This window comes from Mucilaginibacter sp. P1_D10 (assembly GCF_056406215.1).
This window is the reverse complement of the sequence record NZ_JBFUAP010000001.1, coordinates 560654-577515: the sequence shown is the minus strand read 5'-3', so window position 1 is coordinate 577515 and position 16862 is coordinate 560654. Positions and strand designations below refer to the sequence as shown.

Annotated in this window: 14 protein-coding genes; 8 read left to right on the top strand and 6 right to left on the bottom strand. The window is 47.8% G+C overall.

Annotated elements, in window-relative coordinates; genetic code table 11:
* Window positions 1-168: 168 nt before the first annotated feature.
* The 5 genes from AC1DYT_RS02615 to AC1DYT_RS02595 all read right to left on the bottom strand — a co-directional run bounded on the left by AC1DYT_RS02615 (window position 169) and on the right by AC1DYT_RS02595 (window position 5504).
* The gene (locus tag AC1DYT_RS02615) at window positions 169-666 is read right to left on the bottom strand and encodes a hypothetical protein (protein WP_477468085.1); all 498 of its coding nucleotides are present in this window, start codon (window positions 664-666) and stop codon (window positions 169-171) included.
* Window positions 667-685: 19 nt separating this feature from the next.
* Window positions 686-1036: a hypothetical protein gene (locus AC1DYT_RS02610; protein WP_477468084.1), complete on the bottom strand. Its 351-nt coding sequence runs from the start codon at window positions 1034-1036 to the stop codon at window positions 686-688.
* A 169-nt stretch (window positions 1037-1205) separates the two neighbouring features.
* Window positions 1206-2627, bottom strand: a complete 1422-nt coding sequence (gene dacB, locus AC1DYT_RS02605; RefSeq protein WP_477468083.1) for a D-alanyl-D-alanine carboxypeptidase/D-alanyl-D-alanine endopeptidase — start codon at window positions 2625-2627, stop codon at window positions 1206-1208.
* A gap of 97 nt (window positions 2628-2724) precedes the next feature.
* The gene (locus AC1DYT_RS02600; RefSeq protein WP_477468082.1) at window positions 2725-4164 is read right to left on the bottom strand and encodes an APC family permease; all 1440 of its coding nucleotides are present in this window, start codon (window positions 4162-4164) and stop codon (window positions 2725-2727) included.
* 305 nt (window positions 4165-4469) lie between these two features.
* Window positions 4470-5504, bottom strand: coding sequence for a hypothetical protein (locus tag AC1DYT_RS02595; RefSeq protein WP_477468081.1), 1035 nt, complete (start codon window positions 5502-5504; stop codon window positions 4470-4472).
* A gap of 216 nt (window positions 5505-5720) precedes the next feature.
* Between AC1DYT_RS02595 and AC1DYT_RS02590 the strand changes: the two genes are divergently transcribed.
* The 8 genes from AC1DYT_RS02590 to AC1DYT_RS02555 all read left to right on the top strand — a co-directional run bounded on the left by AC1DYT_RS02590 (window position 5721) and on the right by AC1DYT_RS02555 (window position 15214).
* The gene (locus AC1DYT_RS02590; protein ID WP_477468080.1) at window positions 5721-6320 is read left to right on the top strand and encodes a hypothetical protein; all 600 of its coding nucleotides are present in this window, start codon (window positions 5721-5723) and stop codon (window positions 6318-6320) included.
* A 275-nt stretch (window positions 6321-6595) separates the two neighbouring features.
* Window positions 6596-8827: a sodium-translocating pyrophosphatase gene (locus AC1DYT_RS02585; RefSeq protein WP_477468079.1), complete on the top strand. Its 2232-nt coding sequence runs from the start codon at window positions 6596-6598 to the stop codon at window positions 8825-8827.
* 83 nt (window positions 8828-8910) lie between these two features.
* Window positions 8911-9189 (top strand): hypothetical protein, encoded by a 279-nt coding sequence (locus AC1DYT_RS02580; protein ID WP_477468078.1) that lies wholly within the window; start codon window positions 8911-8913, stop codon window positions 9187-9189.
* A gap of 70 nt (window positions 9190-9259) precedes the next feature.
* Entirely contained in the window at window positions 9260-9520 is a 261-nt protein-coding gene (locus AC1DYT_RS02575; RefSeq protein ID WP_477468096.1) for a type II toxin-antitoxin system RelE/ParE family toxin, read from the top strand.
* The gene (locus AC1DYT_RS02570; RefSeq protein WP_477468077.1) at window positions 9486-9671 is read left to right on the top strand and encodes a helix-turn-helix domain-containing protein; all 186 of its coding nucleotides are present in this window, start codon (window positions 9486-9488) and stop codon (window positions 9669-9671) included. The genes AC1DYT_RS02575 and AC1DYT_RS02570 overlap by 35 nt, the downstream gene beginning before the upstream one ends.
* Before the next feature lie 319 nt (window positions 9672-9990).
* A complete protein-coding gene (locus tag AC1DYT_RS02565) occupies window positions 9991-11226 on the top strand; it encodes a TolC family protein (RefSeq protein WP_477468076.1) in 1236 nt (411 codons plus the stop codon).
* On the top strand, window positions 11223-12167 hold the full coding sequence (locus AC1DYT_RS02560) for an efflux RND transporter periplasmic adaptor subunit (protein ID WP_477468075.1): 945 nt from the start codon (window positions 11223-11225) through the stop codon (window positions 12165-12167). Before AC1DYT_RS02565 ends, AC1DYT_RS02560 begins: the two co-directional genes overlap by 4 nt.
* Window positions 12164-15214, top strand: coding sequence for an efflux RND transporter permease subunit (locus tag AC1DYT_RS02555; RefSeq protein ID WP_477468074.1), 3051 nt, complete (start codon window positions 12164-12166; stop codon window positions 15212-15214). The genes AC1DYT_RS02560 and AC1DYT_RS02555 overlap by 4 nt, the downstream gene beginning before the upstream one ends.
* Window positions 15215-15322: 108 nt before the next feature.
* Here AC1DYT_RS02555 and AC1DYT_RS02550 read toward each other — a convergent pair whose 3' ends face one another.
* Window positions 15323-16792, bottom strand: a complete 1470-nt coding sequence (locus AC1DYT_RS02550; protein WP_477460859.1) for a glycoside hydrolase family 130 protein — start codon at window positions 16790-16792, stop codon at window positions 15323-15325.
* Window positions 16793-16862: the final 70 nt, after the last annotated feature.

The following is a 16862-nucleotide window of genomic DNA, read 5'->3' as shown; positions in this document are numbered from 1 at the left end:
GTAAGGACATTGCGGCTCATGCTGCCACCTAAGCCCTTCCAGATAATCTATACAGACTTCCTGACTCGGAAATCTTGTAAATACTTCTCCTACATTCATTTACCTTAAATATACACATTTTTTATGTCTATTCATGGGCTATTACTCTCGCAAGGGCATAAGGTTCTATCAATTATATCGATTTCGTCCAATCCGTATGCCCAGGAAAACCATAAAGATCATTAACAATGCCTGTACGCCACCTGTCATTAAAGATACCATCGGCGATTCCCCATAAAAAAGGCCGGTGACAGGCGGAGACTCTGTGCTTTGTATTGTCGACGTTATCGAAGGTGTTGGTTTATCGGGCGGAAATTCGAAAGTCGATAAATTTACGGTTGTTCTTTGTAAGCTAAAGATAATCAATATGCAGCAGGCAGCCAGAATGTATAGCGTGTAGTTATTACGGAACCTCGTGATGATAGCCCTTATTGAAAATACTACAAAAACCAGTTTTACCCAGGCTGAGAAAATAGTTGTGGATATAGAAGGCCAGCCGCCAATATAATAAGTGTCGTGCGCATTGATATCGTCTATCATGAGTTTGTCGCGCACAAAAACGTAGATGCCGGCCAACAATAGAAGAGCACCCAGCCAGTAGATTTCTTTTATGATGCTGCTTTTCATTTCGACGAATTAATGCGGGTTAAAAAATCAAAGCGGCAATAGGTTCTTTAAACAAATATAGTATAGTGACGATTAATCCTGTTATGACGTATGATTTCGCCCTGGCGAAATCTTTCTTCCTGACGTTCAGGCCGGTGAGTACGGCGATAATCAAGAGCGCCAGGATTAGTGCGCCGTATTGAAAGAGGAAAGCATTCAAGGGCTCTTCGGCGATACGATCGCCAACGGCCCCTTCGCCAAGTATGCTCCAGTAAATAAGTGGCACCACGAATATATAACCTAAGCCAACGCAAAAGCAAAACAGCACCAGCCTGATGACCAGGTGCCAGTACAGCGTTTTGGCAGCGAATATGCTTTTTACGGTGTGCATTGGGTTTATTTGAAAAAACTCGTCATTGCGAGGAACGAAGCAATCTCTACACAGGCAGAGCCACTGAGCATGTCGATTCTCCTATCGGGAGATTGCTTCGTGCCTCGCAATGACGCGGTGGAGAGTTTCTTCTGTCTTGTCTCTTGATTCTAATCTCTTACTTCTTACCTCACTTCATCTCATTCAGCACCGCAAACATCTTCGCCCTGATGCCGCTGCCCGAGCCGTTGTAATTGTTCACCATAATAGAGAAGCAAAGTTCGCGGCCCTTATTGGTTTGGAAACCGGCATAGGCTTGTACGCCGCTGATGCTGCCGCTTTTCATCTTCATGTCGTTGTAAACGGGCAGGCTCTCGTAAAAATCGCCGAACCATTTTTCCTGATGGGCGGCCTGCAAAATGTGGGCGATGGTAGATGAGGTTATCCTGTCCTCGGGCGAGAGGCCGCTGCCATCGTAAATGTTCATAGCGCGGTGGTCTATGCCTTTGGCCTCCCAAAAATCCTGCATGGCTTCTACGCCGTCGCCGGTAACTGAGCCTTTGCCCAATTTAGTGGATATGGTGGCCAGCAATTGCTCGGCATACAGATTTACACTTTTTTGGTTAAGCCAGTAAACAATTTTGCTTAGCTCGGGCGATTTAATAACGGTTAAGCTGCCGGTGGCAGCAGGCACAACTAATGATTTTTCCTTTAAGGATAAGGAGGAAGCCGGTTCGGTACTTACTGTTATGCCTATCTTCTTTAGGGTATCGCTCAGGCGCAGGGCCGCATCGTACGCAGGGTCGGGGATGGCGGCAGAGATAGTTTTCTTGCTTTGATCGATAGCGTAGGTGCCGCGCAGGTACATGGTTTTGCTGTTGAAGCCCGGCAGGTAGGGGTAAGCCAGGTCGCCGGTGTGGGCTGCGCCGGTGGTGAGTTCGCTTTTGTATTGCAGGTAATAAGTATCTGGAACGGTGCCTGCAACGGTAATGGCTTCGCCAACGCTGCCGGTGTTCAGCTTAATGTCGAACTGGTTCTCGCGCCAGCAGAGGCCTGCAATGCCTGCGCCATAGTAGGTACCCAGGTCCTGCCATATCCAACCATCGGGGATGCTTTGGTGGTTGAATTGGCCGTCGTCGCCGATGATCTTGCCCTGTATTTTTTTGATGCCTGCCTTTTTGATGGCCTCCACCATGCAGTTCAAAACATAGCCCTCTTTGGTAGTGGCATAGCGCCAGCTACCCAGGGTAGGGTCGCCGCTGCCTTTGATGATGATATCGCCGGTGAGGGTGCCTTTATTATCGATGCTGCCGGTGTAGCCTACAGTAGTCTCGAACTGGAAATCCTTCCCCAGAACAAAAAATGAGGTGATGCTGGTAACCGTTTTTAAGGTAGAGCCGGGTGCCAGGCCCATATCCGGGTTGGCGGCGAACACCTGCTCGCCGGTTTTGGCATCAAGCACGGTTAGAGACAGCGTGGCGTATTTGCACTGGCTATCCTGCTGCAGCTTGTTAAATGCGGTTTGCAGTTTTTGCTGAAGGGTTTGGGCATGAAGCTGACCGGCTACGGCAAGCAGGCCAAATATTGCCAGTGTTTTTATTTTCCTATTCAAATCGTCGATTTTTTTTGCACGCAAAGGCGCTAAGCCGCAAAGAACAAAACTTTACATCTTAGCGCCTTCGCGGCTTTGCGTGAAACATAGTATTCTATTAAACTACTGCGTCGCGCTCGGGTTTAACACCGGCCTGCGATATAAAGTAAATAGGTATGCCTATCAGCACGATAATTAAACCGTAAACCGGGTATTGCCATTTGTAAATGCAAAGCAGCACACAAAATGCAGCACCCATTAATATATATATAGCGGGCAGCACCGGGTAACCGAAAGCTTTGTATGGCCGCTCGGCATTGGGCAGTTTGCGGCGCAGGATGTAGATGCCCCCAATGGTCATGATATAAAATATCACCACCACAAAGGATATCATATCCAGCAGGTCTCCGTAACGACCGCTCAGGCAAAGCAGCGAGGCTACTACAGCCTGTATCCATAGGCCAAACTCCGGCACGGCGTTTTTATTTAAAGTACCTGTGCGTTTAAAGAACAAACCATCCTTGGCCATGGTATGGTAAACCCTTGCACCTGCCATAATGAGGCCATTGTTGCAGCCAAAGGTAGATATCATGATCATCACGGCGATGATGATGGTGCCTTCCTTACCAAATATTACGCTGGAAGCTGCCACGGCAACACGGTCTTTTTCGGCGGTAGCAATATCATGCAGCGAGAGCACGCCTGTGTAAACCACGTTGGCAGACACATAAATAATGGTAACGATTATGGTACCCAGGGCCAGGCTCAGTGCCACGTCGCGTTTAGGGTTTTTCATTTCGCCGGCTATAAAGGTAACGCTGTTCCACGAATCGCTGCTGAAGATAGAACCCACCATCGCGATAGATATAGCACCCAGGGCCGCAATCATGGTATAATTAGTACCGGTGCTTACACCTTCGGCAGTCAGTTGGTGCAGGTTCCAGGCATCTGTCCAGTTGGCGCTCCATATTTCGGGTTTGAATGCTAAAAATCCAAAAACTATCAGGCCGAATAAACTCAGCAGCTTAGTTAACGTAAAAGTGGTTTGTATAATTTTGCCGCTTTTTACGCCTTTTGTATTTACAAAGGTCAGGAAGAAGATGAGCACGATAGAAACCACCTGGGCTGCGCTGATGCTCAAAGTTTCGCGTACCTCGCCTTTTGCCAGGTAATGGTTGTAAGGGAAGAGGATATGGTCTTCGCTGACGGGCTTATATAAATAAGCCGCAAATTTCGAGAACGCCACACCCACGGCAGCTATAGTACCCGTTTGTATAACCGCAAAGAAGCTCCATCCGTATAAGAAAGCCACTAGTTTGTTGTACGATTCTTTTAGGTACACATATTGTCCGCCCGCTTTGGGGAACATGCCGCTGAGTTCGCCGTAGCTGAGGGCCGCGGTAAGCGTCATGAAACCGGTGATGAGCCAAACGGCTATCAGCCAGCCGGCCGAGCCTACGTTGCGGGTAATATCCGCGCTTACGATAAATATACCGGAACCGATCATAGAGCCCGCTACCAGCATGGTGCCGTCGAGCAGGCTCAGTTCGTGTTTCATTTTAGGTTGGGAAGTATCAGATGCCATTAAGATTTGGTTTAAGGGCTTAAAATAGGAATAATTATTATTATTGACAATGCAATTCATCAAACTTAACTCCGATTTGAATGCATAGCCAAACTTACCGGAAGAGAAGATAGAGATAGCTGACGATATTGATTTTACCTCAATTGCTTTGTGTATAACGGGCTTAAGAAAGTGCTAAAAAGGGAGGCTAACTTTCAGGGGATGCCATATCCGCTTAAGTCGCATGCGAAGCCGGCGGGCTAATGAGCAAACAAATAGGCAGGTAACAAACCCTACTTTCAATTCAATGATTTGTAGTACTTGTTACAAAGTTCTAAAGCTTCCGCATCGTCATTAATCACAGTTACCCAGTGTTTGCAAGCCTCTTTTATGTTTCCCGCCTCAAAATAGATAAGCGCCGAATTCATTACTGCTTTTACGTTGGTTTTTTTAATAAAATCGGATGCTACGAAATCAAGTGAGGGGTTATATGTCTCCGTCGAGGCTATACAATTAAAGAGCCGCGCGCACTCTTTGTAGTATATAAGTGCTTTGCTTTTATCTCCCGATTTATGATAATCACTGCCCATTGTGAATAGTGCCGTAAGTAATTCCTGGTAGTTCTTTGCTTTTAAACTCCGGGCAAATGCCGACATCCTATAAATGTCCAATTCTACTTTCATCTTCTTTTTTACGCCATTCAATTTTCCCGGTCTCCACTTTTTTGCAGTTGCCAAAACCAAAACTTCAATTGCCTTATATACTGAATCATGTATGGTGATATTTTTAACAACCATGCTGTCAAGCCCTCCGGTTTCATCAATTCTAAAAGAAACCCGATAAGTTTCCGAGGTGTCATTTGCCGGAAAGGACAACAAAGCTTTATCAATGGATTCCCGCAAATTACCTTTAAAAACGGGCGGCTCGAGGCGTTTGGGACTTACATCTTTTAAACTTTTTACGCTTTGTATTTTAGTGAAAAGATAACTCTTCCCTCCAGATGTTAAACCAAGCTGTGTATCGGTCAATAAGGTTATTGCATACGCCTTTGAAAAAAAGTTATTTTGGATGCGCAGCGTACTATCTTTTATCTCGTATTTATCATCTTTAAAACGTATGTCTCCGTTAATAATAAACCATTCGTACGCCCTTACAGTGGAATCGTTGGAATTGCTGAACTCTAACCGGGAATATCCCATGTCATACCTCATAGGAATCCCTGAAATAGACTTTGTTTCAACCGGTATCCAAATGCCTTCTACACTTAACGTGCCTTGGCTATATGAACGAAATGCGAAGAAGAGAGGTAATAAGAATAGGATTTTTAACTTCATGTTTAAAATGCTGATAATAGTTTAGGAATTAGGCTGAAGATTTAAGAGACTTGATAATATGGCACTTCGAATCAGGTGCTCAGTTCGTGTTTCATTTTAGGTTGAGAAGTATCAGATGCCATTAATTTTAGTTTGTGGTTAATATAGGGGAATAATCGTTAATTTAGAAATTAAATAAATCTAAGCATCTACCGCCAAAAGTAATAACCTTTTACAATGCGTAATAAAATTATCACATTCCTGTTGGTTTTCTCATCGTCGGTCGTTTTAGCACAAAATCTCGAAATTGACATCCATGGGCGTAAATTAGGCTATTTTATAATGATAGAAAATAAGCTGAAAAGCGAAGTTTTTACGAGCCGGCATCCTTTTTCTTCAGACCCCGATTTGCCGCCGCCGGTGATCTATAGGCGGAAAGAGAAAAACATCCCCGATCTTTTAGTTTATTATTTTTACAACGGAGCAGATTCTACCATCAATCGAATTATTTATGTATGGGACACAAATAATTTCCCTACTGATAATCTAACTGATAAAAAGATTGCGCCAAAAAGTAGAGCGGCACTGGTGGAGCGATACAGGCGAATTTGCAGGCAAGTCGAGCTCAAATATGGAGCAAGTAAAAGTAGCGGGAATGTTAAAGACTTATCAAAAGTTAATTTAACATCCGCGTCTCGGTCGGACGATTGGCTTCCGACTGATTATACACGGATAACAGCATACCTCCACCTATCAGATGAGGACGAAAAGCATGGCAGCATTACTATCCCCGCAGCAAATAACGTAAGGCTTTTTGTTTATGACTTTACGCCTTAACGTCTACAGGTTTTTAAACCCGGCAAAGGCAGTAGCAAGGTAGCCGACGGCTTGTTAAAAACATTGGTAAAAGCGCTCCAAGCGGGCGATTTTGCCTCCAACAGGATATTATCGGTGCAACGAATCAGGCCCTGACAGGAGCTTTAAATCCAGCTTAAAACTTTATAATAATACATTCTATTGTAAAGAAATTAATTTTACTATTTTGCGCTAACCAATTATAGCACGTCCCCGCGTGTAATTTTAAAAAGCACACTTATAACCAACTATTGAATATGGATTTTTTGAACAATTACTTAATTTATTTAATTCCCGTTTTTGGCCTTGTGGGGATACTCGTTATGGCCATTAAATCGGCCTGGGTAACCAAACAGGAAACCGGCGACGCATCTATGAACGAGCTGGCGGGCTACATTGCCGATGGGGCAATGGCATTCTTACGCGCCGAATGGAAGATACTGGGCTACTTTGTAGTAGTAGCGGCCATATTGCTGGCCTGGAGCGGCACCACAGTGGCCACATCCGACCCGATTATTGCGATTTCGTTTTTAATCGGTGCGTTCCTCTCGGCATTTGCCGGGTATCTGGGCATGCGCATAGCAACTAAATCTAACGTACGTACTACGCAGGCCGCCAAAACAAGTCTGGCGCAGGCGCTTAAAGTATCGTTTACAGGCGGTACGGTGATGGGCCTTGGCGTTGCCGGTTTGGCCATCATAGGCTTAGGTTCGTTATTTATCGTTTTTTATACTTTGTATGTTAAAAACGTTGTAGGTGCCGATGTAAACGGCGAAGCTATGGCGAAAGCGCTTGATGTATTGGCGGGCTTTTCGCTGGGTGCAGAGTCGATAGCTTTATTTGCACGCGTTGGCGGCGGTATATACACCAAAGCGGCCGACGTAGGCGCGGATTTAGTGGGTAAAGTTGAAGCAGGCATCCCCGAGGATGACGTACGCAACCCGGCTACCATTGCCGATAACGTGGGCGATAACGTAGGCGACGTGGCCGGTATGGGTGCCGATTTGTTCGGCTCTTACGTGGCAACGATGCTGGCTACCATGGTTTTGGGTAGAGAAATCGTATCGCATGATGCATTCGGTGGCATAGCGCCGGTATTATTGCCGATGGTGATAGCCGGTTTAGGTTTGATATTTTCTATTGTAGGCGCTTCGCTTGTTAAAATCAAAAACGAAACCGATAGCGTGCAAAAAGCACTGAACATAGGCAACTGGGCTTCCATCGTATTAACGGCCATAGCTACTTACTTTTTAGTACAATGGATGCTGCCAAACGATAGTTTCCACATGCTACGCGATGAAGATGCCGACCATGCTGTTAAGGCAGGTTCGTTGGTGTTTACCAAAAACGGCGTTTTTGGGTCGATAATGGTAGGCTTGGTTGTAGGTACTTTAATGAGTATCATCACCGAGTACTATACCGCTATGGGCAAACGCCCGGTAATGAGCATTATCAGGCAGTCAGCAACAGGGCATGCTACCAATATCATCGGCGGTTTGGCCGTGGGTATGGAATCGACCGTATTGCCAATTTTGGTGTTAGCTGCCGGTATTTATGGTTCTTACTTTTTTGCAGGTTTATACGGCGTGGCTATTGCCGCGGCTGGTATGATGGCTACTACGGCTATGCAGTTGGCTATCGACGCTTTCGGCCCTATTGCCGATAACGCCGGCGGTATTGCCGAAATGAGCCGCCTACCCGAAGAAGTGCGCCACCGTACCGATAACCTGGATGCAGTGGGTAACACAACTGCCGCAACCGGTAAAGGTTTCGCTATTGCTTCTGCAGCGTTGACTTCGCTGGCCTTGTTCGCTGCCTTTGTGGGCGTAGCAGGCATCGAGCATATTGATATTTATAAGGCTAACGTACTTGCGGGCTTATTTGTGGGTGGTATGATACCATTCATCTTCTCGGCATTGTGTATATCGGCAGTGGGCCGTGCAGCAATGGCGATGGTAGAGGAAGTTCGCCGCCAGTTCCGCGAGATACCGGGCATTATGGAATACAAAGCCCGCCCCGAGTATGAGAAATGCGTAGAGATATCTACCAAGGCTTCTATTCGCGAGATGGTTGCACCGGGACTTATCGCTTTGATTACGCCAATTATTATCGGCTTTGTTTTCGGTCCCGAAGTATTGGGTGGTTTATTGGCCGGTGTTACCGTAAGCGGTGTGCTGATGGGTATATTCCAGAGCAACGCAGGCGGTGCGTGGGATAACGCCAAGAAATCGTTCGAGAAAGGCGTAGAGATAAACGGCGAGATCTATTACAAAAAATCAGAACCGCACAAAGCATCCGTAACCGGCGATACCGTAGGCGATCCGTTCAAGGATACCTCCGGCCCGTCGATGAACATCCTCATCAAACTGATGTCTATCGTGTCGTTGGTTATCGCACCGCATTTAAATGTGAACCACGGAGGCGTTAAGACGGCTCAGCATCAGGATAAAGCAAAGACTATCACCGTACAGGTGGATAAGAAATTGTAATTGAACTTTTGAGTTTTGAAAAGCCTTCTGATGAAAATTGGGAGGCTTTTTTATTTTCGGAAGATATAAGTAGCTTTATAGCCATGCGTCGGCTTGTTACCTTAACCATCCTCTATATCCTCTGCCTGTACGATATTTATTTATACCTGCCCGATGTGCTGGGCCTGTTCCATATAGATTTTTACCCGCCCGATCCGGATGTGCTCACTTACTTCGATGCCGCTATGATGCTCTTCGGCGGTATAGCGCTGGGTGTTTTCCTGCAAAAGACCGGCGGGAAGTTCAACAAGGCCTTAAGCATCCTGATGATACTATTGAACATGGTGCTTACCCCGCTGTTTTTGTATAAAGCTCTACCATGATGAAGCACTGTTGTTTATCGAAAATGCGAATTGTAAATTTGTTATATGAAGGTATCAGTTACTCCACAGAATTGGCTTAGGCTCCAAGTTTTATAATGCGGTTACTGGCAAGTTAAACCGGATTGAAACTAATCCATTGCATTACAACGTGAGATTCTCTGAAATTTATCGTGTTGCTAAAGTTAAAGGCTTTCCTTATCTGATAGTGTGCAGGGTGAATCAAAGAACGAAGTTTGTTTACGTGATTTCAATTTTCCATACAAGCCGAAATCCCTGCGAGATTTTAATACAGAACTATGCTACCCGTACATCCACAATATCTAAAAGATAGCGACGGTAATAACTCGTTTGTAGTACTTACTTTTGATGAGTTTGAGGCTATAGTGGAAAAGCTGGAGGATTTGGAAGATGTGCGCCTTTACGACGAAGCAAAAGAGAAGACGATGGCGAACGAATTTCTATGGAGGACGCTTTTAGGATGATTGAAGCAAAGCGAAAGCCTTGAGTGTTTGAAATACGTCCGTAAGTCCGCGTCACGAGTCGACTCCCCCGGTCTTTGCTATGCTCGCCCCCCTGCTCTGCGCAAAGAAGGAGAGAAATTGAGCTTATTTCTTTATATATTTTCTTCACCCTCTTTGCGAAGCAGAGAGGTTCGACGCACGCGCATGCGGGCCGTCGGGGTGAGTCAAATCGCCACGCGGAATATCCACAAATCCCTCCCCCCGTCCAAAATTCCCACAGAATTGTATTACACCTTTACGCCCATAGCACATGAGGCAAAAGCCGTATATTTTATATTAAATGAAACACCTACTCTACCTGTTTGCTTTCCTTGCCATCGGCAGTAGCTGTTTCGGGCAAACCAAAACGCTGGATGGGTACCTGCAGCAAGCGCTTAAGAATAGTCCGCTGATCAAAGACCTCAACAACCAGGTACTCTCGGCACAGATAGATAGCGTACGCATCCGGGCGGGCTTTAAACCGCAGGTTTCCCTGAATGCGGGCGGACTCTACGCCCCCGTTATAAAAGGCTACGGCTATGCCCCGGCCATCACTAACGAACATTCGCTCAACGGCCTGCTCACGGTCAGCAAAACGTTCATAGGTAAAGATTATCTCGGCAGCCAGTTCGCAGCTATCGGCCTCAGCCAGGATTCGTTGCGAAACAGCATCAAACTATCCGAGCAGGATCTGCGGCGCACCATCATCGGCCAGTACATCACCGCTTACGGCAGCCTGCAACAGCAGCAATTCAACCAGGAAGTGGTAGACCTGCTCAAGGGCGAAGAGGACCTGCTTAAAAAACTCACCCGCAACAACGTGTACCGCCAAACCGATTACCTGGCCTTTTTGGTAACGCTGAAGGGTGCGCAGTTGCAGCTATCGCAAAGCAAGCTGCAGTACAAAACAGATTATGCTACGCTTAACTACCTCAGCGGTATTGCCGATACCACCATCACCGGGATTGCCAAACCCGAGCTGCAGCGAGCTGTAATTTACGACCGCAGCAATAGCATTTTCTTCAAACAATACCAGTTGGATAGCCTTCGCCTGGCCAATAGCCGTAAACTTATCGATTATAGTTATCGCCCCAAACTAAGCGCCTTTGCCGACGGGGGCTACAACTCTGATCTGACCAGCCAGTACTACAAAAACCTGGGCGCCAGCGTGGGCTTTAGCCTTACCATGCCTATTTATGATGGGGGGCAAAAAAAGCTGGCCTACAAAAAGCTGGCGCTGGAGCAGGAAACGCAGCAGGTGTACAAAGCGTTTTACTTTAACCAATACCGGCAGCAGATAAACCAGCTTAACCAGCAGATTGACGAATACGACAAACTGATTACCGAGATAAACGAACAATTCAAATACGCCGAGAGCCTGATCAAAGTAAACACCCAGCTAATGCAAACCGGCGACCTGAAAATTGCCGACCTGATACTGGCCATAAACAGCTACCTCAGCATAAAAAACCAGCTGGCGCAAAACGTGATAAGTCGGCTGCAACTTATAAACCAACTCAATTACTGGAGCAGATGATGATGAAACGATATTTAAAACCCATTACCGTTTTACTGGCCTGCGTGGTAGCCATGGCGGCATACAGCTGCGGCGGCGGTGCCCCGGCAGACGATGAAGAGGAGGTTGCCAACCCCCAAACACCCGTAACCGTTACCACCGTCGCCAACAGCGCCCTGGCCGATTCTATCGAATTGAACGCTACCTCTACCTTTATGCAAAAGAATTACGTAAAGGCCAACGCCATCGGTTACATACAGCAGGTTGCCATACAGCCGGGGCATTATGTAGAAAAAGGGCAGCTGATGTTCGTGATAAAAACCAAGGAGGCGCAAAGCATAGGCAACACCATCAACGTGCTGGATACCACTTTCCATTTCTCAGGCATCAACCGTATCAGGGCATCGCGCAGTGGCTATGTAACCGATTTAACGCACCAGGTAGGCGATTACGTGCAGGATGGCGAACAACTGGCCACCATCAGCGACAAGGAGAGTTTCGCCTTCGTGATGCAGTTGCCTTACGAGCTTAAGCGTGTAATGGCAGCCAATCAAACGCTTACGCTAACCTTGCCCGACGGCGAAAAACTGATTGGGCACGTAGCATCTTCCATGCCATCGGTAGATACCCTTTCGCAAACGCAGGGCATCGTCATAAAAGTTGGCAGCAGCCACCCCATCCCCGAGAATTTGGTGGCCCGCGCGCTCATCATCAAAACCGCCAAAAGCAGCGCACCGGCCCTACCCAAATCGGCCATCCTTTCCAACGAAACGCAGGACGAGTTTTGGGTGATGAAGCTGATTAACGATACCACCGCCGTAAAAACAATGGTTAAAAAAGGCATCGAATCGGGCGGCAGGGTAGAGATACTCTCGCCCAGGTTCAACACTAACGACAGGATAGCCGTTACTGGCAATTATGGTTTGGCCGATACCGCGAAGGTTAAAATAGTAAAACCATGAACGAGCTGGAAAACTACTTCATCACCCATAAAAAGCCCATAAGCCTGGTGCTCTTTATTGTGCTGCTGGGCGGTATATTTTCCTACTCGCGCCTGCAAACCTCGCTCTTCCCCGAGATTACTTTCCCCAAGATAAAAATCATTGCCGATGCGGGCCTGCAGCCGGTGAACAAGATGATGGTAACGGTGACCAAGCCGCTGGAGAACGCCATTAAACAAGTGCCCGATCTGCATTACGTGCGCAGCACCACCAGCCGAGGCAGCTGCGAAATATCGGCCTATATGAACTGGGATGCCGATATCGACCTGAGCCAGCAACGCATAGAAAGTCGCATAGCACAGATAAAAAACGATATGCCTCCCGATGTAAACGTTTCGGTGGAGAAGATGAACCCATCGATACTACCCGTAAGCGGCTACACTTTGGAGAGCCATAACCTATCGCCCATAGAACTGAAGCAACTGGCCACCTATACTGTAAAACCCTTCCTTTCGCAGGTGGATGGGGTATCGGAGATTAGGGTGATAGGTGGCAAAACCAAAGAATACTGGCTGGTGCTTGACAGGCAGAAAATGAGCGCGCTTGGCCTTACGCCCGATATGATCAGCAACACGCTTACGCAAACGGCGTTCATCAAATCTAACGGGTACCTGGCCGATTATAAGATGCTGTACCTTACCGTTACCGATGCCAGCGTAAACACAAGCGAACAATTGCAGAACCTGGTGCTGAGCAATAACCGCAAGCGGGTAATACAACTGAAAGATATCGCCGAGATACAGATAAACCCCGGCGTAGAATACACCAAAATAAACGCCAATGGCCATGAGGGGGTGCTGATAGCGGTTATTAAACAGCCCAACTCCAACCTGGTGGATTTATCTGCCGCCATGACTGCCAAGGTGGCCGAGCTGCAAAAGGTGCTGCCCAAAGGCGTAAGCCTTAAGCCTTATTACGTACAGGCCGACTTCGTGAACGAATCGGTAAAGAGCGTAAGCGACAGCCTGTGGATAGGCCTGGCACTGGCCATCATCGTGGCCATCATCTTCCTGCGTTCGCTCAAGGCCAGCGCTACGATACTCATCACCATCCCCATAACGCTTTGCCTTACGCTGGTGGTGCTGTATGCCTGGGGCTATACGCTCAACATCATGACGCTGGGTGCCATAGCGGCGGCAATCGGTTTGATTATAGATGATGCGATAGTAGTGGTAGAACAGATACACCGCACTCACGAGGAGCACCCCGAAGAGCCGACCCTCACCTTGCTGAAAAAAGCTATCGACTATCTGTTGCCGGCCATGATAGGCTCGTCTATCAGCACCATCGTAATATTTATCCCTTTCCTGATGATGACAGGTGTTGCCGGCGCCTACTTTAAGGTGATGACCAACACCATGATCATTACCCTCGCCTGTTCCTTTTTGGTAACCTGGGTGGGCCTGCCGGTGATATACCTGCTGCTTACTAAAGAAAAACCCGCAAATAAACAGGCCAAAGAAGAAGCACACGAGGTAAAGCAGCAACGCTGGGTATCGTTCTTCATCCTCAATCCCCTAATCAGCATTATTCTGATTGCGGGCCTGGTGCTGGTTATCGTATTCATCCCCGGCAAACTGGAGACCGGCTTTTTGCCCGATATGGACGAGGGCAGCATCGTGCTGGATTATACCTCCCCTCCCGGCACCTCCCTGGAAGAAACCGACCGGATGCTGCGCGAGATCGAAAAACTCATTATCAAAGAACCGGATGTGGCCGCCTACTCGCGCCGCACGGGTACCCAAATGGGCTTCTTTATTACCGAACCGAACACCGGCGATTACCTTATCCAGTTGAAAAAGGGCCATGAGAAAACGTCTGAAGAAGTAATAAGCGATTTGCGCCTACAGATAGAAGCATCGCAGCCCGCCCTGCGGGTTGATTTTGGGCAGGTAATTGGCGATATGCTGGGCGATTTGATGACCTCTACCCAACCTATCGAAATAAAGGTTTTTGGGGATGACCAGGCAAAACTGCAAGGCCTTGCCAAACAGATAGCCGATATTACCACCAATGTAAAAGGCACTGCGGATGTGTTCGACGGCATAGTGATAGCGGGGCCATCGGTAAACATCGTGCCCGATTATAGTAAGTTGGCGCAATACAACCTTACGCCCGCTGCCCTGCAAACACAAGTACAATCCGCCCTGGAAGGGAACGTCATTGGTAACCTGTTCGAGCGGGAGCAGCAGTCGCCCATACGCATGGTGTACCCGGGCAGCCGCCTGCAGGATGTGGCGGGCATCAAAAATCTCAACGTATTTCTGGCGGATGGCCGGCTGGTACCGATTACCTCGCTGGCCACAGTAGAGTTGCACCCAGGCGATGCCGAGGTGGAACGCGAAAACCTGCAGGCTATGGGCGTTATCAGCGCCCGTTTAGAAAATGCCGATCTGGGCAGCGTGATGCCCGCCATACAAAAAGGCATCCGCGATAAGGTGAACCTGCCGCCCGGATATCATGTGGAATATGGCGGCGCCTACGCCGAGCAGCAGCAATCGTTCAAAGAGTTGCTGATGATATTGATTACCTCCAGCCTTTTGGTGTTCGGGGTGATACTATTCCTGTTCCGGCAATTCAGGATAGCCTTGCTGATTTTGGTGGTAGCGGTGCTGGGCATCGGCGGCAGCATGCTGGCCCTATACCTTACCCAAACCCCGCTGAATGTGGGCAGCTACACCGGGCTTATCATGATCGTGGGTATCATTGGCGAGAATGCCATCTTCACTTTCTGGCAATTCCGCGAGAGCGCAAAAAACAGCAGCATAGATGATGCGATCGTGTACTCCATCTCCACCCGGCTCCGCCCCAAACTGATGACCGCCCTGGGTGCCATTATTGCCCTGGCTCCGCTGGCCCTCGGGATAGGTGCGGGAGCGCAGTTGCACCAGCCATTGGCCATCGCCGTTATCGGTGGTTTCCTGGCTGCGCTGCCTTTGTTGCTCATCGTTTTGCCCAGCATGATCCGCGTTTTTTACCGAAATCACTCGTTCGCCAAAAAAGCCTAAAAACAGGCGCAAAAAATGGCGCTGAAAACATAAAAACGCCCCCTTTTTTGCGCCATTGTAGCAAAAACACGGAAGTTTTCGCAAGTAATTTTGCGTGTTTTAAGGGATTTAGTCTACGCCGTCGGCCTTTAATTTATTCAACAATTCGTCGAGGGATACCTCCGCAAAAGCGGTCGAGGAATCGGATACGCCGTATGGGATGATGAGCTTGTTGTTATGTACGATAGCCCCGCAGGAGTACAGCACGTTGGGTACGTAGCCCTCTCGCTCGTCGCTATTGGGAATCAGTAAAGGCTCTTTCAGGCGGCCGATTTCTATGGTCGGGTCATCAAGCTGTAACAAGCTGGCACCCAACACATAACGCCGCATTGGACCCACGCCGTGAGTAATCATCAGCCAGCCCTCGCTGGTCTCTATGGGCGATCCGCAATTGCCTATCTGTATAAATTCCCAGGTAAACTTGGGTTGCTGCAGCAGCACGGGTTTTTCCCAAATGTTTATCTTATCCGAGTACATGATGTAGTTATTGCATCCGTCTATCCGACTGATCATCACATATTTACCATTCACCTTACGCGGGAAGAGCGCCAGGTTCTTGTTCTGGGCACCCGCACCGTACAGGGGCATTATCTTAAAGTTATAGAAATCGTTGGTTTGCAGCAGCTTAGGCATAATCAGCGCACCATCGTAAGCCGTATAGGTGGCATAATAAACCGAAGTACCATCCTCGTTTACGAACTGTACAAAACGGGCATCCTCTATGCCTTTGCGCTCATACTCCGAGATGGGGAAGATAACCCTGTCGGAGATGTCGGTATCCAGCGAAAACACGATCTCGTAGTACGAATCGGCCAGCCAAAGCACTTTATCGTACTCCAGTTTCTTCATATCGCTCTCCTGCAGCCGTTGCGAATCGAGGATGATGCGGCGAAGGTTAGAGTATTCAAAATGATGATCCAGCTTGCTTTCCAGCTCGTGCAATACATCGATGTTGATTTGGGTGATGGCCGCCTTATCGAAAAAAAGCTTTTTGTTATAAACGGCGTTGCGCACGATCTCGGCTTCGTCGATGTAATTACCGGCTGGTAAAACACTGATATTGTTGTACTTATCTATCAATGCCCGACGAAAGGTGATGGAGGAGATGTGCCCCTCGCCCACCGCCCTGAAGCTGATGATTACGCGGCGTTGCCCGTCTTCCATCTCGGTTTGGTCGGGATCCGCTACGATGGAAGGGTTAAAAAACGCAGCAGACTCGATAGAATATTCGTGCGTAAAATACGACCCGATGAGCAGTTTGCGATAGACGGTAAGGCTATCAAAATCTATCCCCAACTCCTCAAAAAGTGGCTTAAGCTTACTGCAATGGCGGTTAAGTACCCGGGTAATATTGCGGTGGCGTTTAGAATACTCTTGCAACAGGGGCGATACAATGCCGAATGCTTCCTCCTCTGTGATAGCCATTACGCGCTGTAAAACTTCCTTAGCCCTGTCGTTCCCGTTAAAAAAGAACCTTGCGATAACGCGCCTCGGGTCCGGATTCACTCTTATTGGTTTTCGCTCTATCGAAAGTCTCATCTATGGATATTTTATAATTAACACCTGTGCTGTTAAAATGATTTGGGCAATTCAACAAAAGCCGCAAGGC